The organism is Ancylothrix sp. D3o (assembly GCF_025370775.1).
GTDB lineage: Bacteria > Cyanobacteriota > Cyanobacteriia > Cyanobacteriales > Oscillatoriaceae > Ancylothrix.
Genome location: NZ_JAMXEX010000016.1, coordinates 42,048 through 63,604, shown reverse-complemented (window position 1 = coordinate 63,604; position 21,557 = coordinate 42,048). Strand labels below are relative to the sequence as shown.

Below are 21,557 nucleotides of genomic sequence, written 5' to 3'. Positions count from 1 at the left end.
TTTTATTGATTATCAAAGCTCGCACTTTTTTAAGCGATTTTTAATAAATCAATTGGTTTTCTAATAAATCAAGCGAATTTAACGGAAAATTGCGGTGTCTATTAGAGTGGAGCCATAAAGAAAAACTTGAGAATAGATTATGCCTAGAAAGATCGGAGAATTAAAAAGCCTTTTGCTCAAAGCAGGATTTATTTGCCAACCGGCCAAGGGTAGCCATAGTAAGTGGAAGCACCCGAAATTGCCACAGGCTATCATTATTGCGGGTAAGGATGGCAGTGATGCTAAACTTTATTTGGAAAGGCAAGTGAATGATTGTTTAGAAGCACTGAAAAAAATTGAAGAGGAGGAGGAAGAGAAATGAAATATACTGTTATTATTCAATGGTCGCAAGAGGATGAATGTTTTGTTGTTTTTCTGCCTGAATTTCTGGAGGTAATGCAGCCGGTGACTCATGGAGAGAGTTATGAAGATGCTGTGAAAAATGCTCAAGAGGTTATAGAGTTGCTGGTTGAAAGTTATCGAGAAGAAGGGAAAGCTTTACCTGAAATGAAAAAAATCAAAGAAATATTGCCGGCTGCATAAGTTTATACAAGAAAGAGCCGGTGTTGCCACTCCTATGAGGTTTTTGATAAGAATTGGCAATTTATCATAAAGCTCTGTGCTTATTCATATCAACTGATAGAGTAATTGGATTGTATGTATTGTTTAAAGATAGGGTTAATTTGAAACCTTGCTTTTGCTGAGAGTTGCTCTTTTTCTACTAAGCTGCGCCGGTTTAAGGATTCTATGGCTTGCAAAAATTGAGTTTTTGATAATGCTGTTTCCACCGGCCCTTGTGAGATTTCTACGGGTTTTGTTTGGCCGGCCAACCACCTTATCACGGTTTTTTCAGAGTCGGATAGGCGCTGTAATTGAGTTTCTAAGGCCGGCTCTATCTCTCCTAAATATATATCATTCGGGTCGGCTAAATACTGGGAGACGCTACCGTTAAAGAATTCTTGAATTGTTGAGGCTATGATGTTTAACCAGGTAGGATGACTTTGATAAAGGGTAATTAGTTCTGGCCATTTTTCCTCGCCGTTTAATTGTTGTTGTTTTAAGATTTGTTTGGCTTGTTCTCCTAAGCCTTTGAGGTGTAATTTTTTGGCGGGCCTGTTTTCTCCTTCTAATGCTGTTATTTCTCTGGGTTTTTCTGATGTCAGGAGTATTAAGCAACTTTGATGGGTTGTGGTGGCTATTTGTTTAAAAAAATTGTGGTAATCTTCATATTCGTGTAAGTATTGGCCGGCTATTTCACGGGTTTTAAAGATGTTTTGGAGGTCATCAATAATAACTAAACAGCGATAGGTGCGGAAATAATCTAGGATTGTTGGGAAGGGGGTTTTTTGGGTTTGGGAAAAAATTTGTTTGAGGTTGGTTTGTAGGGTGGTTAGGGTGGGTTTGTCGTTGAGGCTTTGCCAGATAATGTAGTCAAATTCTGTTTGTATTTCTTGGATAAGTTGGAGGGTGAGGCTGCTTTTTCCTATTCCATTTAAGCCGTAGATTGTAATTAGGGGGGTAGTGGTGTTTAATATCCAGTTTTTGAGGGTGGTTTCTTCTGTGGTGCGGGGGTAATATTCGGTTAGGGCCGGTGCTTGTGTTAAGTCTATTATTGGGGTTTGATTTTTGTTTTGGGGAGTGTCTGGGGGTGAGGGTGAGGGTGGTTTAATTTCTTCTGGATAGGGCCGATTTTCTGTACAGATATTGATATGACTCTTCATGTAACCAACAATCTGTGAAGACTTACCATAATTGTAAATCGTAGATATTACTTTTCTTTCTAAGATAGAGCGAACATTAGCTTGTTTAATATCTTCTTCCAAAAGCTCAGAGAGAAGTTTCCATAATTTTCTAGCAACTTGTTTAATATGCTCTTCTGAACGATTGCACTTTTTAGCTATTTCAGTATATTTCTTACCTTGCCAAACTTCCTCTAATATAAGTTTTTGCAACGAATCAAAATGTTTTCCTGTCTTGGCGAATACTTGCTCATCAGTCCATTGCAAAACCTCTTGAATGTCCATAGCTAAAAGTGGCGTAATTTTTAGGTCATCACACTATATCATACTTGCCAACACTTAAGAAAACCAAATCACACTTTTTCTTACTCTATTTAACAGATAAAATTTTTGTTTAGCATCCTAAATAACACTTTATACATCTTGACAATTTTTTTAAGGTATATAAGCTATATATTAGCCATAATTTTTGAAGAAATCTATACAAGGAGCGAGTAAAAATGTTTGTTATTCTTGAGCTAGATCCAAACGCACAAGGAACTCCTGAGAGCGATATAATTACAGGAACAGGGGGTAAAGATACTATTTTTGGGAACGGAGGAAGTCAAGACATCATTTCTGGACTTGCAGGTAGCGATTTTATTGTTGCTGGGAATGGGAATGATAATCTTAATGGTGAAAACGGGAATGATACGATTATCGGTTCAGACGGTAATGATTTTATAATAGATAACGGAGTAGAACAACCTGATCGAGACGATGATTTGTTTTTTGGTAATCTTGGGCAAGATTTTTTACAAGGAGATCGAGGCAATGATACCCTTTATGGAGGGAAAGGAAATGATGAGCTAACAGGTGGGGATGGAAATGACTTTTTGTTTGGAGATTTAGGTTCGGATGAACTGACGGGAAGTGCGGGTTCAGATGTATTTGCTCTGAGAGTTAATGCTAACGATATTGATGTGATTAATGATTTTCAAGATGGAGTTGATCGAATTGGTTTAACCGGAGGTCTTAAATTTGATGACATTCTCTTGAAGCAAGTAGATTCTTTACAACCCGATTCAGCATTGACACAAAAAGGACTTAGTTATACCTTGGCTGATATAGTGATTAGTCTCAAATCTAGTGGTCAAATCATAGGTGCTATTAACTCTCCAAATGCAAATGAAACCTTGAACGTAAGCCAACTAGACGCGAGTGATTTCATCTCTAGTTCAGATTTTTTTAGCTTTTAGCATTTCGACTTGATGGCATCTGCTGCATGAAAATCATCGGTTACTTTGACTGGTAGGTTGGGTTGAGTAACGAAACCCAACCTACATTTTCCAAAATTCCCTCCTCGCTTGTAGGCAGAAAAGTTTTAACTCCTTCCCCGCGCAGGGGGAGGATTGGGGGGGTTCTTTTACAAACATTACAGCTAAAATAAAAACACAATACAAATGAACTATTAAAAAATTGACAAAAATCCGTAAATATGATATATTATATACTCCTTAAAACTTTATTAGACAATGCCAACAGTTTTAAGATTTGAAGGCTATCGCTTCTACTTTTACAGCCATGAACCAAACGAACCTCCCCATATTCATATTGATAAAGATGAAATGTCAGCTAAATTTTGGTTATCTCCGGTATCTTTAGCAAAAAATATCGGATTTAAGGCTAAAGAATTAAGGATAATACAATTACTTGTCGAAGCTAATCAACAAAAATTTTTGGAGGCATGGAATGAATATTTCAACTCAAACTGATATCCGGGTAAAAACCGTTATTATCCATGAAGATTCTTTCAGCGTTGAAATCATGGATGGACGCATTATAACAGTTCCCCTAGCTTGGTTCCCCCGACTCCTCAAAGCTACCCCCGAACAGTTAGAAAAATGGCAAATTTGCGGCGGCGGTTACGGGATTCATTGGCAAGAAATAGATGAAGATATTAGCATCGAAGGATTATTACGCGGTGCACCGGCACCTCGAAATCAAGCATCAATCCCTAGCGTAAATGATTAAGAAAATGTTGCAAACAAAAAAAGAACTAACCCTCGAAGAATTTTTTGCCCTACCGGCAGATGATGTAACTTACGAATTAGTTAATGGCGAGGCTATCCCTAAAATGTCACCGAAAAAATTTCATTCTCGACTCACCAGAGTTTTACTTCAATTGCTCTCAGAATGGTGTGATGAACGAGGAGAAGTTTGCCCCGAACTAGGCATTAAATTAACTCGAACAAATCGAGACTGGGTACCCATCCCAGACCTTTTGTACATTTCAGTTGAGCGATTTCCTGCTGACTGGGATCAAGATGGTGTCTGTTCCGTACCCCCAGAATTAGTCATCGAAATTATTTCACCCGGACAAACTTTTGGGGACTTGATGACTAAAGCAAGAGATTACTTAAATGCCGGTGTATTACGAGTTTGGATTGTCGATAGTCAAGCTAGAAGCATTACAGTTTTTTATCCCGATGCACCGGCCCAAACTTATAGGTCAGATACCCCCTTAATTGATTCTTTGTTTGAAGGTTTAGAAATTACCGCAGAACAGGTTTTTCAATTGGCAAAAATTCCTAAGTAAGTTATTTTTTCCTCAAGTTTACTAAACCCAAAACCCCGCCGGCAAAACCTACCCTATCACTATTGTTGAAAACAATAAACCTAGAGTTTTATTCAGTTGGCTTCACCCTATTATTAAAATTATGCCGGTTTGCAATCTGAATTAACATCCTCAAAGCATCATTCACAGCCGCATCATTTGGAAAAGCTTCAGCCACATCAGAATCTAAAAGCACTAAGTTCGTCCCTGCACGATATCGCTCAACATACTTACCTCTAACACCTCCTTGCATCTGAGCAAAATCATATTCAGAAAGTAATTCATCTTCCATTTCTTTGTTTGATTTTAAAAAACCAATAAAAATGTTATCTAAATAAACATATTAACCAATTCGTAAATTTTACTGCAACCTGTGTTTGAGGACGAAGAGCCTGACTTGTAATTGCTTTCCCTAATGGATAACCGGGTTCATCCTGCCAAGCAAGATATGTATGAATAACCGCTTTACTACTATGCACATCTTTAAAAGTTTTCACATTCCTTTCCTTTGCTTGTTCAACACATTCTCGCGCAAATTCCAGAGATGCCGGTTCGGCAAGTTCCGCACAAAAATCTTCTAACATCCCACGATCTTGATTATTTGGCATTAGCCAAAATCCAAGCTTAGGTTTACCTTCACCCTCAACAATTGTCCCATCAGCATTAGGAATTTCTGGCAGCAAATAAGTGTGATTATTATTTCTTAATTTATCTTTTATACTCTGCCATCTCCCTTCAACAGACGGCTTATCCGCATCAAGCATAACACCAATTACTTGAGGCGGATTAGGACGTAGAATCAGAGCATTTAAACGCTTTAAAACCCCCTCATCTGAACCACATTGATATATCCCAAAAATCTCAGGGACATTATGAGCCTTACATAAAGCCATCACCACATGACAATCATTATCACCCTCAACCAATAAAACTTTATCTGAATCTTGCTTACAAACATCCCCCATCCTATCGCACCTCAACATCCATTTCAATCGCATCTGTAAGCGTTTCCGCTGTATATTCTGTGGCTTTAACCCCGTGACTCTTGGCATCAAGTCTGAAAAAAGCACCCTGTTTAGGATACTTATTCCAGGCATAATCAAAACCTTTTATACAATCGCGGCTGTGAGTTGTTGCAAACACTTGCACATTCAGCCTTTCCGATAGCTGAAAAACAATATCCCAAACTTTAGGCTGCACACTCCAATGCAACCCGTTTTCAAATTCATCAATTAATAAAATTCCATTTTTAGCATTTACAAGAGCCAGAATTATATGGAACAAACGAGTCATCCCATCTCCCATACTTTTGAGCGGTAATGGCTCATCAATACCTTTCATTTTTACCAAAGGAATACGGTTATCAATGGCACGTCTACTAGCATCCTCTACAAAAGCAACTCCAGAAACTCTTTCATCAATTAAACCAAGGGCAGAAATAACCTCCGACTCTAAATCAGTTAAACTCGTTAAATCCCAAAGTGCCGCTAATTTTCGATTTGGCATATTATTTGTGGCAACAATCTGCCATGTGTATTTGGTTTCCGATCCCGGCTTTTCATACAAAATAGAGTTTTGTCGAAACTTTGTAATATCCCTATCCAACAAAAAAATTCTTCTAGTTTTTTTTCCTTCTTTTGCTACCATGAAAATTTCCACATTAGATAAATCTTCATCAAAATTTCCATCGGGAATACGAATTTTTTTAACCCTACCTTCATCATCATTTGTATTCTGGTAAGCAGCAATACCCAGTTCCAGCTTTCTGTTTGAAGATATCTCTCCCAGAGAAATCCCCTCCTCTCCTATTTTCGGCAATTTATGACCAAAGAAAAGATGCCGTACCGCATTACCGATAAAATTTTGAGAATGTGATAAAGCCTCACTAACCCATGTTTCTTGCCTAGACTCTACAATCTCAACCAACACTGTTGAAGAAGCATTGCTGGCATAGAGTTGTACTGCTTCCAGAAACGTACTTTTACCCGAATTATTTTTGCCTACAATTAGGTTAACTCGTCCCAACTTTCTAACTTCAAGTTGTTGAAAAACCCTAAAATTATGTATCTGAAAAGACTCCAGCATACAAACTCACCTTAATTGCTTCCAACTCACTTATATCATCTCTGGTAAAAATTTACCACAAACTGATTTTAAAACATCATTCCGTAAACTCACTCAACCAAAAATCCCCCTGTGTATCCCTAGCATCAGTCTAAGCCAACAATTCCCAAAGTCTCAAAATATAATATTATCTAACTCCCTCCCACAAATTCCCGAAACCGAAACCGGCCCATCGAAAACACAAATAAACCCTTAAAACCCCCCCTACTATGAAAAACTACCCTCTCTATTTCACCATAACCGTTACCCTACTCACTATAAACCCAGCAATTTCTAACACCGCCAACAACTCATATCCTCAACTCAGCCAACACTTAAACCAACAAAACTGGAAAGCCGCCGACATCGAAACCAGAAAATTAATTCAACAATGGACTTATCCAAACGGCGACCTCTATTCCGAAGCCCAATTCAACAAAATACCCTGCGAAAATTTACGCGCCATTGATACCCTTTGGATGCAAGCCAGTAACGGGCAATTTGGCTTTAGCATCCAACAACAACTCTGGCAAAAACAACAATACACCAACCCCCGCCAAAAAGTAGAAGCATTGGGAAAAACAGCCGGTTGGATGCGAACAAAACCCCTCACCGATGCCGAATTTCAAGATAAATGGTATGCCTCAACTTGGCTCATGGAAACCGAACTGAATTACACTACAAAAGCACCCAAAGGACACTTACCTTGGAACGGAATCTCTGCGGAAACTATTAACTCCTTAACAAGTCAAATAGGCAGCGGTTGTGGCAGTTGCAGCATTGATGCTATGTATCTGCAAGAAGAACGAAATTATAAATATTTACCCGGCTTTTATGAACGAGTAAAAACTTGTGTAGCCGCCTCTCCAAGCCCTTCTAACCCCCTAGAAAAAGCCCTCACCTCAAAAAACTGGCGAGAAGCCAACCGGCTCACTTCTAACAAACTTTTAGAACTGGCCGGTCAACAACAGCAGGGATATCTCACAGCAAGTGATATTAAAAAACTTCCGTGCACCGATCTCCAAACCATAGATCAACTCTGGCTTAAAAATAGTAACGGACAATTTGGTTTAAGCGTCCAAGCAAAAATATGGCAAAATATTAACGGCAAAAACTATCAAGATTCCTTGCGCTTTGAAGAAATTGTCGGCTGGGATAAAACACAACCAATATTTGACCAAAAAACCGCACCAAAAGGCCATTTACCCCTACGACCGGCCCTTTCAGAAGGCATCATGGATGCTTGGGGAGGTTGGTGGATTCAAGAAATGTCTACTCGCTTAAAAACTTGCCGAGTTTTTTAATTTATCACCAACAATTGCTCAATCCTACTATCAGCAAAAATAGCCTTTCCTCTGCCGGCTTGTTTCATAGCCAGCCGGCACTCCAAAAATACTTGTTAATTTTCCTCCTCTTGCCATTCCCGTAACAATTGAAAAGCATTAAAACCCCTATATTGAAGATAGCTAATAATCTTGCTTTTAACTTTAGGATCAAGCTTTTGAAAATCCGTAATCTTGTATTTTCGCATCACTTTAGCTTTTAACTCCATCAAGGCCGGTGCATCTTCGTTTTCCACCTCCGCAGTTGCAGCAGCCCAAACTTTCTCAAAAAGATCGCCTGCAATACCTTTTTGCAAACACTTCCTTTTCAAAACCGGCTTACCATACTTTTTTTGATTAGCAAGAATCAAATTTTCCACTAACCGTAAATCTGATTGATATCCTAGATTTTGTAACTGCTCAATTGCTTCTGCTATTTCCTCAACCTCAAACCCTTTGTCTCGTGCTTTTTTATTCAATTCCCACGCGCTGTAATCCTTGCGTGAAACGAGCGACAAAAAATAATTAAAACACCCACTCATACAAACTCCTCCTTAAAATTTCAAACGCCATAAACATTTTAACTTTAAGGAGGAGCAAATCAGTTAATTATTTTTTCCCGCTTAGCCTTTTTTGCAAATTAATTAGGTTTTTCCACCGGCCTTATTTCAGACCACTTCTGCAACCCTTTATAACCCACAAAAATCAATCCCATTGCAAGCAAAGCTAAAGCCAAAAGCGGCACAAAAAGCGCCATAATCGATAAAATCACAGCCCCAACTAATTCCAGAGTCGAAATTACACCATTACCAAAACCTCCTGTTAACGCCGTAGAAGATAAGCGAGTCATATTCATCAAAACTTGAATAATACCCGCCGAACCGCCCCCAGCAATAGCCGCACCGGCCCATTGCCACAAAGGATCACTATCAGGAAAAAAAGCCGCCGCCATCATCGTTCCTACAGCCATTGCTCCAGGCGTAGAAAATATATCCAAAATGTGATCAACCCAAGGAATATAATAACCCGCCACCTCAAAAAAAGTAGCCGTTGCAAAAGCAATTAAAGCAGGCGTTGTACCCGCCCACTGCCAATCAGGAGAAAGCGGCAAATGTCCGAAAACTGCGGCTGCACTTATCACCAAAGGCGGTATAAAAATTCGGAAGCCGCAAGCCGCACTTAACGTAATACCAATCGCAAGGCTTAATAGTGTGTTCATAATAATTAAACTTTTGCAAAAATCACCTCATTTTGCCCTCTGCATAAAGTTAGAACTTTTCCTCGTTCTTAACAAAATTTTGTAAACTTTTTTATTGCCACTGGGAAATGGAACAATAAACTGCTAAAATTCACCCGTGCCAAACTTACACTTTTTCTTCTAGGGTGATGCTTCACGAAATCTCCGATTTTATTGATAATAATTCTGCCGACAAAAGCGCTTTTCCTAGTTATTATTATGAAGGCATTTGTCCTCAAACAGGAGAATTATTAAGACTCCCCCGCACTCGCTTATCTGAAGCCATTGCCCAAGGTTTAATGCAGCAACTCGCCAAAGATGAGCGTTATTTCTGTGAAGGCAAAATGTATGGAATCTTACTCGTAGAATTACCCAACGGTAAACAACGAGTCCTCAAAGCCTTCTCTGGTCTTTTAAACGCTCAAAGCCAAATTGAAGGATGGGTACCGCCTATTTCCGGACGCGAAAAAATTGCCCTAGAAGAAACCCGCACTTTAACTGAACTAGAAACCATTAAACAAGAATTAATTAGGCTTAAAAACCTTCCAGAAAGAGAAGAATATAAAAAGGTTTTTGACCAGTTTGAGCAGCAATTATCTCAACTAACAGAAGACCATCAAATTTGTAAAAAACAACGACAAGAAAAACGAGCGTTACTCTGCCAAAGCCTCAGCGGAGAAGCGCTGAATTTGGCTTTAGAAGAACTGACCAAAGAAAGCCAATTACAAGGCATTGAGCGGCGTAAATTTAAACAAAATCAAAATTTAGTCTTGCAACCCATTAAACAAAAAATTGAAGCCGCAGAGCAAGAAATTTCAGAATTAAAAAAACAGCGCAAAATTCTTTCTCGGCAATTACAATCCCAAATGCACTTAGCCTACAGCCTGACAAATTTTTCCGGCCAAACTCTCTCATTACAAGAATTAATGCCGGTTAATTCTATACCCACCGGCACAGGAGATTGTTGTGCGCCAAAATTGCTCAACTATGCCGCAAAACACAATTTAAAACCTTTAGCAATGGCAGAGTTTTGGTGGGGTGCGGTTTCTGCAAATCAAGATAAAATTCAAGGACAATTTTATGGAGCTTGTGCCGAACGTTGTCAGCCAATAATGGGATTTTTACTGTCTGGATTAAATTCTCAAAAATCTTCGTCCCAGCTTATTTTATCGCCAATTAATCTGCCGGTTATTTATGAAGATGAATGGCTAATTGCTATCAACAAACCCAGCGGTTTACTTTCAGTACCCGGACGTTATAGCGACAAGCAAGATAGCGTTTTAAGTCGTCTGCGTCATTTGTTAAGCGATGGCAATTCTCTGTTTGCTGTACATCGATTAGATCAACAAACATCAGGCATTTTGCTATTTGCGCGCAGCCTAGAAATATATCGTCAAATTAGCCGGCAATTTCAAAACCGGCAAGTCGAAAAAATTTATGAAGCTATCCTTACCGGCACACTTCAAAACCACCAAGGATTGATAGATTTACCCCTCTGGGGAGATCCCCAAAATCGCCCTTACCAAAAAGTAGATATAGAACACGGTAAACTTAGTTTCACAAAATTTCGAGTTATTGAAAAACTAGACAATAAAACTCGTGTTGAGTTTTTCCCTCTCACAGGACGCACTCATCAATTAAGAGTGCATTCCGCTGATTTTAGAGGACTGGGAATGCCAATTTTAGGAGATTTTCTTTATGGGTATTCTGGCGAAGTCAGCCGATTACATTTGCACGCCAGAGAACTACGTTTTGAGCATCCGCAATTAAAAAAAATTATCCATTTACAAACTACTACGCCTTTTTGAATAATTCTTAATATTTTTTTTATTTAATAACTCGCACTTCTAGCTCTAAAATTTGGTTAGGGCTTTTGTAGCTATCTTTTAACAAAATCTCAAGGAAACTAAAAATCATGGCAAAATTTAAACCAACCACCTCAGCTAAAGGATTTGGTAGCAGTAAAGGACAACTTATCGCAGAATTAACAAAAGCTCATGCTCAAATGCGCCGGCAAAACTGGGATCAAGCTATTGAAATTTTGCAAAACCTCGAAACAAAATATCCCCAAGAACCTGATGTTTATATCAGTCAAATTAATCTTTATTATGAAATAGGCGATATGCTGCATTATCAATATGCCTGCGAACGCCTAATAGAAATTCAACCCAATAATGCTGATGCAACATTAGGGTTAGCCGGCGCTTATATGACCAATGTACGACCGATGTTAGCCTTGCAAACATTTCGCCGCTTTGTTGAAACTTGGCCGCAACATAAAAAAGCCGAAGAGGTGCGAGAAACTATCAGAGAACTGGAGACTAAAACTACAGAAATTATTACAGACTTAGGATTAACCGGCCCCGATGCCATAGAAATAGCAACTCTCCACGAAAAAGCACATGGTTTCTTAGAATTAAACAAATATTTAGAAGCACGGGAAATAGAGCAAAAAATCTTAGAAATGTGTCCTGATTTTGTTCAGGCCATCAATAATATTAGCCAGACTTACTGGATGGAAGGAAACCTCCAAAAAGCCATTGAAAGCTGCCAAAAAGTTTTGCAAATCAATCCTCAAAATTATCATGCTTTGTCTAATATTAGCCGTTATTTAATCTTAAGCGGCAACATCGAACAAGCTAAACAAGAAGCAGAAAAACTTAAAGCTGTTGAATCAGAAATAATTGATATTTGGGTAAAAAAAGCCGAAGCCTTTAGCTTTTTAGGCGATGACGACAGCGTATTAGAAGCCTATAGCAACGCCGAAAAAGCCGGTTTATTAGAAGGACAAATTAGCGCTCCTTTACTATATCATTTAGCCGGTTGTGCCCAATTGCGAAAAGGTAATCAAGACCAGGCTCGGAAAATCTGGCAAAAAGCCTTAGAAATTGACCCGAATTTTTACCTTACCCGCGTTAACCTCAACGACTTAAACCAGCCGGTGAGCCAGCGTCATTCCCCTTGGCCATTCCCTCTGGCAAATTGGATTTCACAATCAACAATTGACGATTTAGTTAAAGCAGTCAATGAAGGATTTAAAGGTCAAGACGAAGAAGCAGCCCAAAAAACAACCCAGGAATATTTAAAACAACATCCAGAAATAGAAAAACTGATCCCAATTTTATTAGATCGTGGCGATCCATCAGCACGAGAATTTGCTCTACAGTTGGCAAAAATGGCAAGAACTCCAGAAATGTTAGAAGCCTTAAAAACCTTTGCTTTTGGCCAAAGAGGGCCAGATGAAAAACGGCATGAAGCCGCTATGGTTCTTAAGAAGACAGGGTTTTTAGACACTCATAAAGTCGAAATGTGGCTGAAAGGAGAATGGACAGAAATTATTTTAGTTGGGTTTGAAATCACAGACGAGCCAACTGTCACATACTCTCCAAAAGTCTTAAATATGTTAGGAAAGGCAAACCAAGCATTGAAACAACGGCAGCCATTAGAAGCAGAAAAATTGCTAAAAAAATGCCTCGAAATTGAACCAGAAAACCCATCTTTACTCAATAACCTTGCCCGTGCTTGGGAACAACAAGGACGCAAACAAGAAGCCAAAAATTTAATCCAAGAAATCTACGAAAAACATCCCGATTATGTTTTTGCCTGCACAGCAATTGCCGGAAATTATATCGAGGAGGGAGAAATAGAAGCAGCCGAAAAATTAATTACCCCCTTACTTAGCCGTCAAAAATTCCATGCAAGTGAATTTGCGGCCTTATGCAATGTTCAAGTAGAAATTGCTATGGCCAAAAAAAGCCCCCAAACAGCGAAAACTTGGCTGCAAATGTGGGAAAATTCTTACCCCGAACACCCAGGTTTAGCCTATTGGAAAAAACGCTTAAACAACGAGGCTTAATTGTCAGGGGTCAATGGTTAAAGGCAAGCCTTACTACATTTATTCGGGTTTGTCAAGGAAGAACCAATCATTAATTACTATTAGTAAATGAAGTTTAACTAATCACTCTTGACCCCTGAATTTTCCGCTCAAAACTGATGCAGTCAAAGTCAAAAGAGGTATCTTTATAGATATCTCATTGAAAATCAAAGCATTTTCACGGGAAACCTGGTTTCTTAGCCTTTCTCCTAAAGCAGAGGCATTTGCTGGAAACTTCATATTTTGTTACAAATGATCAAGACCTTCTGGAAACGAGAAACCGAATGTTTGGGAATCTCATCGGCAAAACAACTCCTACTGGCACTGACTGGGGAGAGCAAATGCTCAACACCGTCGCCAGCCAATCCATACGCCACCTATTTTCGCAAAGCGAAGCGGTGGAGGTCTTTGTACGTTGCCAACCTTCCAGCAAATTGTTGCAGGGCAGTATTGACAGCTTTAAGATGACCGGCCGCCGTTTAGTCATTCGCAGACAGTTTCCCGTTGAGGAAATGTCCTTTGAAACCGATGCAGTCGCCCTTGACTTTGGCTCAATTTTAAGCGGGCACATACGCCTCAAACAACCGACCCAAGCCGTCGCCGAAGTCACCCTCACCGAAGCTGGTATTAACCAAGCCTTCCAAGCCGAACTGGTGACAAAACGCCTGCTTAACCTCGAATCTCCCGCCCTAGAGGCAATCAGCGACGGCCAGCCAGTCTCCTTTACCGAAGTAGAGGTACGGTTATTACCACAAAACCAAGTGCAAATATACGCCAAAGCAGAATTAGCCAATCATGGAATCGTACCGCTCAGTTTAACCGTAACCCTAGCCATTGAACGTCGCAGGCGAATTGTATTTAAAGATCCTCAAATTCATCTTCAAGAGATCCCCGACACCTTGAAAGAAGTTTCGGAGGCTTTATCAAAAGCTCTCTGCGAAATTTTAGATAACATGGTTGATCTCGACCGCTTCGACCTTGATGGAGTAATGTTGAGACTAAACCGGCTCGAAACCCAAGGCGACAAGCTGCTCTTCAGCGGTTACGCACAAATTGAACGCTTCCCCCGTACACCCTAATGTGATTTTAGATGCAAGAGCAAAAACCCGGTTTTTTGGCAAGAAAAAACTGCCGTCAAGGACAATATTTTTCTGAGCAACCGGGTTTTTAGCATTCGGCAGCCAGCATTCAACTAACAGCCATAAGCATTTAAAATCTAAAGTCTGGAATATTAAGGAAAAATTCAATGGCTGTTAACAATTTGTTCGCTGCCGGCGGCGTTGTCATGTGGCCGTTGCTAGGATTTTCTGTGCTCTCACTAGCACTGATCTTAGAACGCATCTATTTTTGGTTTCGCCTACTCACCAGGCAAGACAAACTCGTGCGAGACGTTTTGGCAGTTTATCGCCGCAACCCAGACGCCGCCCGCAAACAGTTACAGGAAAATCTCGATTTACCCATGTCGCGGATCTTTCTCGCCGCGTTGAGTTTAGACCGGCCTTCCGTAGATGAATTTCGCCTCTGCCTAGAAAGCGCCGCCCAAGCAGAATTACCACTGCTGCGTCGGTTTAACACCATTTTTGACACTACAATCAGCATTTCACCTTTGCTGGGGTTATTAGGCACAGTCTTAGGCTTAATTCAAACCTTTGCCTCATTGCGACTTGGCGACATAGGCGGAAGTAACACCGGCAATGTCACCGCCGGCATCAGTGAAGCCTTAGTCTCGACCGCCAGCGGTTTAGTAGTGGCAATTTTTACCCTCTTATTTGCTAACACTTTTCGCGCCTTATACCAACGTCAGCGAGCCCTGATAATTGAATATGGAGGACAACTCGAATTACTCTACCGGCGCCAATATAGAGGACAAAAAGACAAACCGATAAAGTGATTCTATACCACCTTATTTGTAACCCGTAACGACCCTCTTGGATAATTGGCGAGGCATCCCCACAGTAAAACGGGGCATCGCCACCAAAAAATCATCAACTTATCCGCTAAATTGGGGGAAACCAGGGCAATTGCCTCTACAGTAAAAAAAACCGTTATCAACCCCTTACAAAAATGACTTCCTCCACAATACTCCACCGGCTCAAAGAACTAGCCAAAGTATTTTTTAAACTCGGAATCATAGGATTTGGAGGCCCAGCAGCCCATATAGCCATGATGCAGGAAGAAATAGTCACCCGCCGCAACTGGTTAACACAACAAAAATTTTTAGACTTATTGGGCGCAACCAACCTAATACCCGGCCCGAATTCAACAGAAATGGCAATTCATGTAGGATACACTTACGCCGGCCCTCTAGGCTTAATAATAGCCGGCATAAGTTTTATTACCCCCGCCATAGCCATAACAGGAATTTTTGCTTGGTTTTATACCCAATATGGCCAGTTACCCCAAGTAGCGCCGGCGTTGTATGGAATCAAACCCGCAGTTTTGGCAATTATATTAGCAGCAGTTTGGAAATTAGGAAAAACCGCCGTCAAAAATCGCAAATTATTGTTGGTAGCGGTGGCGGTAGCGGTGACGGTATTAGCAGGAGTGAATGAAGTTTTAGCCTTGTTGTTGGGTGGCGTGTTGGGGATGCTGTGGTTAATGGGAAATGGTGCCGGTGGTAAAACTTTAAAAGCTTTTATTCCTTGGCCGGTGTTGAGTTTATTTTCTTTCCCAAATTTGCCACCAATTGCCAGCAATTTTTCTGCCTTTGTTGTGACTTTAGCAAAAATCTCTCCCCTGGGAGAAAAAATTTCTCTGAGTGCCGGTGCTTCCCCCTCATTATGGCAGTTGGGTTTAGTTTTTCTCAAAGTTGGAAGTGTTTTGTTTGGGGGTGGGTATGTATTGGTGGCGTTTTTAGAGGGAGAATTAGTAGCAAAAGGATGGTTAACCCAACAGCAATTATTAGATGCCATAGCCATCGGACAATTTACACCGGGGCCGGTGTTATCAACAGCCACCTTTATCGGTTATATGATTTCAGGGTGGGCCGGTGCTGTCGTGGCGACGGTGGGGATATTTTTACCTTCGTTTGTATTTGTAGCATTGTCTAATCCTTTGATTGAGCGTTTGCGTTCTTCTAAATGGATGTCAGCCTTTTTGGATGCAGTAAATGTGGCGAGTGTCGCCTTGATGGCAGTAGTAGTATTGAAATTGGGATTGGCGGTGGTGACAGATTATGGGGCGCTTTTAATAGCAGTAGCGGCGGCAATAGCCGTGATCAGATTTAAAGTAAATGCAGCATTAATTGTGATGGCCGGTGCTTTGTTTGGGTTAATTTTCAATTTGGATAAATTGCTTTAATTGAATCTGCACCGGCAGCAAAAGAACCTCAAGAAGCCGCGCATCATTCCAACAATTTCACCTCAGTTAAAACAGCCACCGCAGCAATCAAACTCAAAGACTCAACCGGCTTAGTAATATGCTCTTGAAACCCCGCAGAAAAAGCACGTTGTCGATCTTCCTCTCTCGCATAAGCCGTCAGAGCAATTGCCGGAATAACTTTATCTGCCGACATCCTTGTTCTCACCCTTGCAATTAAGCTATAACCATCTTCTTCGGGCATTCCAATATCACTAATAAGCACATCTGGTTGAAAACCCTCCCAAACCTCAATTGCCGACTGAGCAGAAGTCACACCAGCCGCAATAGCACCGGCATCTTTGAGCATCCAAGTAATTAACTCCAGCGTATCGGTTTCATCATCCACCACCAAAACTCTTATCCCCGCCAGCGGTGAAATTGGTGGCAAATGTTCTCGTACCCAACTGTCAGCAGTTTCGCCGAATCTTTGCTGAGAAATCGGCTTTAGTCTTGAGGTTTTATTTTCGTTAAAAACAGGCAATTTCACCGTAAATGTTGCACCCATACCCTCTCCTGCACTTTCAGCTTCAACCACACCCCCATGTAACTCAACCAAATGGCGAACAATTCCCAAACCCACGCCCAACCCGCCAAATTTTCGAGTAGTCGAGCTATCTGCTTGACGGAAATAGTCAAACATATAGGGAAAAAAGGCCGGTTCAATTCCTTTGCCGGTATCTTTAATTTTAACTTCCACCCAGTCCTCAACTTCTTGCAAAAATATTTGTACTCGGCCCCCAGAAGGTGTAAATTTAACGGCATTAGAAAGCAAATTCCACATCACTTGCTGTAACCGGCCTGCATCCCCGCGAACTTGACCGACATTTTCCGGCATTTGAGTTTCAATTTCTATTGACTTCGCCTCTGCTGCTAATTGCACAGTTTCCAGAGCCGCAGTTATAATTAATCTCAAATCTAACAAGCGCACATTTAAACTAATTTTTCCTCGTAAAATCCGCGAAACATCCAGCAAATCTTCTATTAATTGAGTTTGTATATTCGCATTGCGTTCAATAGTTTCTAAACCCCGGATTAAAGTTTGTTCATCGGGCTTTTTCATTCTCAATAACTGTGCCCATCCCAAAATCGGGCCCAAAGGAGTCCGCAATTCGTGAGAAAGCACGGCCAAAAATTCATCTTTAATACGGTTGGCGCGATCTAATTCCTCGGTGCGCCGGCGGAGCGTTTCTTCAACTTGTTTTTGCTTATCAATATCCGTTAAAGTTCCATACCAATGAATAATCTCGCCTTGTTTATTTTTCACCGGCACCGCCCGGCACAAAAACCACCGATATTCCCCATCGCTTACCCGCTTCAAACGAAACTCTGTTTGATAAAAATCGCCACTTTTTAAACACTCTTCCCACAAAAAATTAGTTTGCTCAAAATCATCAGGATGAGTCACCTTTAAAAGAAAGCCTTTGTGGCGAGTTTCTTCTAAAGAAAAACCTGTATATTCTACCCACTGCTGATTTAGATATTCTGGTTCCCCATTTGGCAAAGCAACCCATACAATTTGCGGCATGGCATTAGCCAGTTGACGAAATTGCTCTTCAGTTTCTTTTAAAGCTGCTTCAGCAGCGGCGCGAGACCGGCGTTCTTTAACTTCTTGTAAAGCTCTCTGTACCGAGGGCACTAATCGCTCTAAACGATGCTTTAATACATAATCTGTCGCCCCGCTTTTTAAAGTTTCAATAGCCAATTCCTCACCCAAAGTCCCCGACACAAAAATAAACGGGACTTCTGGGCAAATATTATGAGCAATTTTTAAAGCAGAAATTCCATCAAAACCAGGCAAGGAATAATCGGACAAAATCACATCAAATGTCTGGTTTTCCAAGGCTGCCAAAAAATCTTGGCGGGTTTGAACTTTCAGCCATTCAAATGTTATTCCTCCTTCGCGGAGAGTGGCCTGGATAACCGCAGCATCTAGTCCACTATCTTCTAATACGAGAAGCCGTACTGCATTCATCTGTTATTGATCTCCTTTCGCTTGATTTATTGGCAGCGAAAAATAAAAAGTTGCTCCCACATCTAGCTTTCCCTCAGCCCAAGTTTTACCTCCGTGCCGGTGAACAATGCGGCGGACATTTGCCAGCCCCACCCCCGCGCCTTCAAACTGTTCTTGAAGGTGCAGGCGGCTAAAAATGCCAAACAATTTATCGACATACTGCATATCAAATCCTACTCCATTATCCTTTATATAAAAAATAATTTGTTGAGCCTGCTTGATACTGCCTAGGGTAATTTTTGCAGGCTGGCGAGTTCGAGTATATTTGACTGCATTAGAAATTAGGTTGTGCAGCACAACTCGCAACATCGCTGGATCGCCTTCTACTTCTGGTAAAGGTTCGATCTGCCAATTAATAGTTCTATCCTGAATGTCCAATTGAAAAGCGCTTAACACCTCCTGAACTAATTGTTCCATATCGATTGTTGTAAATCGCAGTTCAGCACGCCCAAGGCGCGAAAATTGCAATAAATCTTTGAGTAAAGAATCGGCTTGTTTTGCCGAATCTGCAATAATTTGTAGATATTCGCGGCTGGTTTGATCAAGGGTAGCGGGGTTTATTTGTTTTTCTAGCAAATCAATAAAGGTATTAATATAACGCAGAGGTGTTCTAACATCGTGAGAAATGGAGTAAGAAAACTGATTGAGTTCTTGATTACCTGCTTCCACTTGGGCTCTGCATTCTTGGAGGCGCTCTTCTAACTTTATGTATTTTTTTTGGATCTCACTCAAATAAATCTCACGCTCGGCAGCTTCTTGTCGCATCTGGGCTAATTTTAGCTGTGTCTCTACCCTTGCGAACAACTCGCGCTCAGAAAACGGCTTCCTCAAATAATCTTGCACCGCTTCTTCTGGTGTTTCTATGGGCGCTTCTAGGGCTGTACAAACCAAAATCATCGGCACTTTGATGTTTTGGGGGTTGCTTTTATGCTCTGGCAACAGTATCACATTGCTTAGCACTAAATCCGGTGGTTGTTTTTCTATCGCTGCTCTGGCTGCCACTGCATCACAGACGGCCTCAACGTTATAACGGTTTTGTAATAAAGTCTTGACATATTCTCTAGTATTTGGATCATCTTCAATAACCAAGATACGGATAGAGGAGGGAGAAGTTAAGTTTTGCCTGTTCATATTTTAATAAATAGTAAAAATGCCGGGGTGTGGTTGATGGGTTAAGGTTTTCTGAAAATATCTTTCATTATAAAAATATTTGGCTATTTAGGCAAATTTGGGGCTGAAGCAAGCACAAACTGTATTTTTATGAAACTTCTTGTTTATAGACCTTGACAATTTTTATTAGATTTAATAATAAACAAAGATTGTCTTGGGGGTCAAACCCAGCACTTGTTAGAAAAATGCGGTTTTTCCCCTTAGTTAAAAATCAATTTAAAGCCAGATACTCCGCCTGTGAATAATCAAGCAAATTTGGTTTTTATTAATTTTTAAACAATAACTAGATATTATCTTTTAAATAAATTAAGTGGTGGGTATATTTTGTAGATTTAATAGCAAAAAAAACCGAATTTTGTAAATACAATAAACCTGGCTATTAAACATTAACAACAGTAACTTTTTAGGCAGTTTTTGTTACTATGTTAACCCAAAGCAAAACTTATGATAAGATAAAACGTCTTACCTTCACTAAAACAAGAACGGATGACCACCCCAACCCGGAGCGAAGCCGAAGTTAGATCCCAAAAAATCGAAGAACTACGCAAACTTGGCATCGAACCCTACCCCAGCCAAGCCTACCGGCGCAGCCATACCACCCAACAAATACACGAACTCTTTAACCAACCAGGCAAAGAACTCCAAAACGGACAAGCCGATCCTGAAGAAAAACCCCTCAGCGCTTGCGGACGCATCACCTCCAAACGCGACAGCGGTAAAATATGCTTTATTGATCTCACCGACAGCAGCGGCAAAATACAACTTAAAATCGAAAAAAACCTCGTCACCGGCGAGCATGGTTTATCCTTCGATCAAATCAAAAAACTCCTCGACGTCGGCGACTTTATCGGCGTAGTTGGTATTGGATGTCGCACCCAACGCGGTGAACTTTCCCTACAAGTCACAGAATTGCTCGTTTTATCAAAAGCAACCATTCAATTTCCCGACGCTTATTATGGCGTAAATGACCCCGAAACTTGCCGCCGGCACCGGGAAATGGACTTAGCCGGCAACCGCGAATCTTTCCAAAGATTTCAAACTCGTTCTCGCATTGTTCAAAGCCTCCGCACCTACCTGGTACAAAAGGGCTTTTACGAAATAGAAACTCCCACCTTACAAGCTATTTATGGTGGTGCCGCAGCCAGACCATTTGTTACTCACCACAATGCTTTAGATGTGGATTTATATCTGAGAATTGCCCCGGAATTGTTCTTGAAACGGGCAATTTGTGGAGGCTTTGAGCGTGTATTTGAGCTTGGCAGAGTGTTCCGAAATGAGGGCATCGATAGCACCCATAACCCAGAATTTACGACGATTGAAGCTTATCAAACTTACGCCGATTATTTCGACATTTTAACGGTTGTTGAAGACCTAATCTGCTACAGCGCCGAAACGATCTTTGGCGACCAAAAAGAAATCGAATATCAAGGTCAAACCATCAGCCTCGAACGTAAATACGACCACAGCCAAAAATACCCCGGCTTCACCGGCACCCATTGGCAAGTTAAAACAATGGTAGAAGCCATCAAAGATGAAACCGGCATTGATTTTGATAATATTCAATTATCAGAAGCAATTGCCGCTGCTGAAGCAAAAGGGCTGACTTTTTCCAACCTCGAAAAACAAAGTCTTGGCTATGTTTTATACACCGTTTTTGATAAACTTGTTCAACCGAGTTTAATGGAACCTACGTTTATTATTGATTTCCCTGTAGAAGTCAGTCCTCTTGCCAAAAAACACCGCGATAAACCGGGTTTTGTCGAACGTTTTGAATTGTTTATTGCCGGCACTGAATATTCCAATGGTTTCTCGGAATTAAACGACCCGAAAGAACAACAAAAACGCTTTGAAGAACAACTCGCTCAAAAATATGCCGGTGATGACGAAGCACACCCAATGGATGAGGAATTTATCGAGGCTTTATCACTCGGTATGCCAAATTGTGCCGGTATGGGCATAGGAGTTGACCGTCTGGTGATGTTGTTAACCAATACTCAAAGCATTCGAGATATTATCATGTTCCCAACAATGAGGCCGGTGAAAGAGTAATTTCACTTCTCCCCCACCCCTCTGAGCAGTAAAAACTACGGTGGGCTCTGCCCACCA

General features: G+C 40.8%; 20 protein-coding genes and 1 pseudogene. 13 read left to right on the top strand and 8 right to left on the bottom strand.

What is annotated here, in order from left to right:
* Window positions 1-139 precede the first annotated feature (139 nt).
* On the top strand, window positions 140-361 hold the full coding sequence (locus NG798_RS21405) for a type II toxin-antitoxin system HicA family toxin (RefSeq protein WP_261225740.1): 222 nt from the start codon (window positions 140-142) through the stop codon (window positions 359-361).
* On the top strand, window positions 358-582 hold the full coding sequence (locus NG798_RS21400; protein WP_261225739.1) for a type II toxin-antitoxin system HicB family antitoxin: 225 nt from the start codon (window positions 358-360) through the stop codon (window positions 580-582). The genes NG798_RS21405 and NG798_RS21400 overlap by 4 nt, the downstream gene beginning before the upstream one ends.
* An 89-nt stretch (window positions 583-671) precedes the next feature.
* Here the strand turns inward: NG798_RS21400 and NG798_RS21395 are convergent, their stop codons facing one another.
* Entirely contained in the window at window positions 672-2,063 is a 1,392-nt protein-coding gene (locus tag NG798_RS21395; protein WP_261225738.1) for an NB-ARC domain-containing protein, read from the bottom strand.
* A 215-nt stretch (window positions 2,064-2,278) separates the two neighbouring features.
* Here NG798_RS21395 and NG798_RS21390 point away from each other — a divergent pair, with 215 nt between their 5' ends.
* The 4 genes from NG798_RS21390 to NG798_RS21375 all read left to right on the top strand — a co-directional run bounded on the left by NG798_RS21390 (window position 2,279) and on the right by NG798_RS21375 (window position 4,356).
* Window positions 2,279-3,016 carry a calcium-binding protein gene (locus NG798_RS21390; RefSeq protein ID WP_261225737.1) on the top strand — a complete coding sequence of 246 codons (738 nt, stop codon included), beginning with the start codon at window positions 2,279-2,281 and terminating at the stop codon, window positions 3,014-3,016.
* A gap of 276 nt (window positions 3,017-3,292) precedes the next feature.
* Window positions 3,293-3,532 (top strand): DUF4160 domain-containing protein, encoded by a 240-nt coding sequence (locus NG798_RS21385; protein WP_261225736.1) that lies wholly within the window; start codon window positions 3,293-3,295, stop codon window positions 3,530-3,532.
* Window positions 3,510-3,791, top strand: a complete 282-nt coding sequence (locus tag NG798_RS21380) for a DUF2442 domain-containing protein (RefSeq protein WP_261225735.1) — start codon at window positions 3,510-3,512, stop codon at window positions 3,789-3,791. Before NG798_RS21385 ends, NG798_RS21380 begins: the two co-directional genes overlap by 23 nt.
* A 4-nt stretch (window positions 3,792-3,795) precedes the next feature.
* Window positions 3,796-4,356: a Uma2 family endonuclease gene (locus NG798_RS21375; protein ID WP_261225734.1), complete on the top strand. Its 561-nt coding sequence runs from the start codon at window positions 3,796-3,798 to the stop codon at window positions 4,354-4,356.
* Between the two features lie 88 nt (window positions 4,357-4,444).
* On the opposite strand, the gene NG798_RS21370 is transcribed toward NG798_RS21375, so the two are convergent.
* Genes NG798_RS21370 through NG798_RS21360 form a run of 3 tightly spaced genes read right to left on the bottom strand, consistent with a single transcriptional unit; the run spans window position 4,445 to window position 6,459 of the window.
* Complete coding sequence (locus NG798_RS21370; protein ID WP_261225733.1) at window positions 4,445-4,666, bottom strand: hypothetical protein; 222 nt, start codon at window positions 4,664-4,666, stop codon at window positions 4,445-4,447.
* Window positions 4,667-4,700: 34 nt separating this feature from the next.
* Window positions 4,701-5,339, bottom strand: a complete 639-nt coding sequence (locus NG798_RS21365; RefSeq protein ID WP_261225732.1) for a DUF3226 domain-containing protein — start codon at window positions 5,337-5,339, stop codon at window positions 4,701-4,703.
* A gap of 1 nt (window position 5,340) precedes the next feature.
* Complete coding sequence (locus tag NG798_RS21360; RefSeq protein WP_261225731.1) at window positions 5,341-6,459, bottom strand: ATP/GTP-binding protein; 1,119 nt, start codon at window positions 6,457-6,459, stop codon at window positions 5,341-5,343.
* A 248-nt stretch (window positions 6,460-6,707) separates the two neighbouring features.
* Between NG798_RS21360 and NG798_RS21355 the strand changes: the two genes are divergently transcribed.
* Entirely contained in the window at window positions 6,708-7,781 is a 1,074-nt protein-coding gene (locus NG798_RS21355) for a GUN4 domain-containing protein (RefSeq protein WP_261225730.1), read from the top strand.
* Window positions 7,782-7,876: 95 nt separating this feature from the next.
* Here NG798_RS21355 and NG798_RS21350 read toward each other — a convergent pair whose 3' ends face one another.
* Complete coding sequence (locus NG798_RS21350; protein WP_261225729.1) at window positions 7,877-8,341, bottom strand: regulatory protein RecX; 465 nt, start codon at window positions 8,339-8,341, stop codon at window positions 7,877-7,879.
* A 98-nt stretch (window positions 8,342-8,439) separates the two neighbouring features.
* Window positions 8,440-9,018 (bottom strand): DUF4126 domain-containing protein, encoded by a 579-nt coding sequence (locus NG798_RS21345; protein ID WP_261225728.1) that lies wholly within the window; start codon window positions 9,016-9,018, stop codon window positions 8,440-8,442.
* Window positions 9,019-9,185: 167 nt separating this feature from the next.
* Here NG798_RS21345 and NG798_RS21340 point away from each other — a divergent pair.
* The 5 genes and pseudogenes from NG798_RS21340 to chrA all read left to right on the top strand — a co-directional run.
* Window positions 9,186-10,679: pseudogene (locus NG798_RS21340) on the top strand (pseudouridine synthase); the annotation flags it as partial.
* A 272-nt stretch (window positions 10,680-10,951) separates the two neighbouring features.
* Window positions 10,952-12,892: a lipopolysaccharide assembly protein LapB gene (locus tag NG798_RS21335; protein WP_261225726.1), complete on the top strand. Its 1,941-nt coding sequence runs from the start codon at window positions 10,952-10,954 to the stop codon at window positions 12,890-12,892.
* A 302-nt stretch (window positions 12,893-13,194) separates the two neighbouring features.
* Complete coding sequence (locus NG798_RS21330) at window positions 13,195-13,989, top strand: DUF2993 domain-containing protein (RefSeq protein ID WP_261225725.1); 795 nt, start codon at window positions 13,195-13,197, stop codon at window positions 13,987-13,989.
* A gap of 167 nt (window positions 13,990-14,156) precedes the next feature.
* Window positions 14,157-14,801, top strand: a complete 645-nt coding sequence (locus NG798_RS21325; protein ID WP_261225724.1) for a MotA/TolQ/ExbB proton channel family protein — start codon at window positions 14,157-14,159, stop codon at window positions 14,799-14,801.
* A gap of 173 nt (window positions 14,802-14,974) precedes the next feature.
* Window positions 14,975-16,210: a chromate efflux transporter gene (chrA, locus tag NG798_RS21320; RefSeq protein WP_261225723.1), complete on the top strand. Its 1,236-nt coding sequence runs from the start codon at window positions 14,975-14,977 to the stop codon at window positions 16,208-16,210.
* Between the two features lie 43 nt (window positions 16,211-16,253).
* Here chrA and NG798_RS21315 read toward each other — a convergent pair whose 3' ends face one another.
* Together NG798_RS21315 and NG798_RS21310 are read right to left on the bottom strand one after the other, a co-directional pair.
* Entirely contained in the window at window positions 16,254-18,242 is a 1,989-nt protein-coding gene (locus NG798_RS21315; protein WP_261225722.1) for a response regulator, read from the bottom strand.
* Window positions 18,243-18,245: 3 nt separating this feature from the next.
* On the bottom strand, window positions 18,246-19,412 hold the full coding sequence (locus NG798_RS21310) for an ATP-binding protein (protein ID WP_261225721.1): 1,167 nt from the start codon (window positions 19,410-19,412) through the stop codon (window positions 18,246-18,248).
* A gap of 525 nt (window positions 19,413-19,937) precedes the next feature.
* On the opposite strand from NG798_RS21310, the gene lysS reads away from it, so the two are divergent.
* Window positions 19,938-21,500 carry a lysine--tRNA ligase gene (lysS, locus tag NG798_RS21305; protein ID WP_261225720.1) on the top strand — a complete coding sequence of 521 codons (1,563 nt, stop codon included), beginning with the start codon at window positions 19,938-19,940 and terminating at the stop codon, window positions 21,498-21,500.
* Window positions 21,501-21,557: the final 57 nt, after the last annotated feature.

Coding starts and splice junctions, on each gene's coding strand:
- NG798_RS21375 (WP_261225734.1), top strand. CDS start 3,796: ATGTTGCAAACAAAAAAAGAACTAACCCTCGAAGAATTTTTTGCCCTA.
- NG798_RS21395 (WP_261225738.1), bottom strand. CDS start 2,063: ATGGACATTCAAGAGGTTTTGCAATGGACTGATGAGCAAGTATTCGCC.
- NG798_RS21400 (WP_261225739.1), top strand. CDS start 358: ATGAAATATACTGTTATTATTCAATGGTCGCAAGAGGATGAATGTTTT.
- NG798_RS21335 (WP_261225726.1), top strand. CDS start 10,952: ATGGCAAAATTTAAACCAACCACCTCAGCTAAAGGATTTGGTAGCAGT.
- NG798_RS21325 (WP_261225724.1), top strand. CDS start 14,157: ATGGCTGTTAACAATTTGTTCGCTGCCGGCGGCGTTGTCATGTGGCCG.
- NG798_RS21365 (WP_261225732.1), bottom strand. CDS start 5,339: ATGGGGGATGTTTGTAAGCAAGATTCAGATAAAGTTTTATTGGTTGAG.
- NG798_RS21315 (WP_261225722.1), bottom strand. CDS start 18,242: ATGAATGCAGTACGGCTTCTCGTATTAGAAGATAGTGGACTAGATGCT.
- NG798_RS21380 (WP_261225735.1), top strand. CDS start 3,510: ATGAATATTTCAACTCAAACTGATATCCGGGTAAAAACCGTTATTATC.
- NG798_RS21330 (WP_261225725.1), top strand. CDS start 13,195: ATGTTTGGGAATCTCATCGGCAAAACAACTCCTACTGGCACTGACTGG.
- NG798_RS21355 (WP_261225730.1), top strand. CDS start 6,708: ATGAAAAACTACCCTCTCTATTTCACCATAACCGTTACCCTACTCACT.
- NG798_RS21360 (WP_261225731.1), bottom strand. CDS start 6,459: ATGCTGGAGTCTTTTCAGATACATAATTTTAGGGTTTTTCAACAACTT.
- NG798_RS21350 (WP_261225729.1), bottom strand. CDS start 8,341: ATGAGTGGGTGTTTTAATTATTTTTTGTCGCTCGTTTCACGCAAGGAT.
- NG798_RS21310 (WP_261225721.1), bottom strand. CDS start 19,412: ATGAACAGGCAAAACTTAACTTCTCCCTCCTCTATCCGTATCTTGGTT.
- NG798_RS21390 (WP_261225737.1), top strand. CDS start 2,279: ATGTTTGTTATTCTTGAGCTAGATCCAAACGCACAAGGAACTCCTGAG.
- NG798_RS21370 (WP_261225733.1), bottom strand. CDS start 4,666: ATGGAAGATGAATTACTTTCTGAATATGATTTTGCTCAGATGCAAGGA.
- NG798_RS21385 (WP_261225736.1), top strand. CDS start 3,293: ATGCCAACAGTTTTAAGATTTGAAGGCTATCGCTTCTACTTTTACAGC.
- NG798_RS21345 (WP_261225728.1), bottom strand. CDS start 9,018: ATGAACACACTATTAAGCCTTGCGATTGGTATTACGTTAAGTGCGGCT.
- lysS (WP_261225720.1), top strand. CDS start 19,938: ATGACCACCCCAACCCGGAGCGAAGCCGAAGTTAGATCCCAAAAAATC.
- NG798_RS21405 (WP_261225740.1), top strand. CDS start 140: ATGCCTAGAAAGATCGGAGAATTAAAAAGCCTTTTGCTCAAAGCAGGA.
- chrA (WP_261225723.1), top strand. CDS start 14,975: ATGACTTCCTCCACAATACTCCACCGGCTCAAAGAACTAGCCAAAGTA.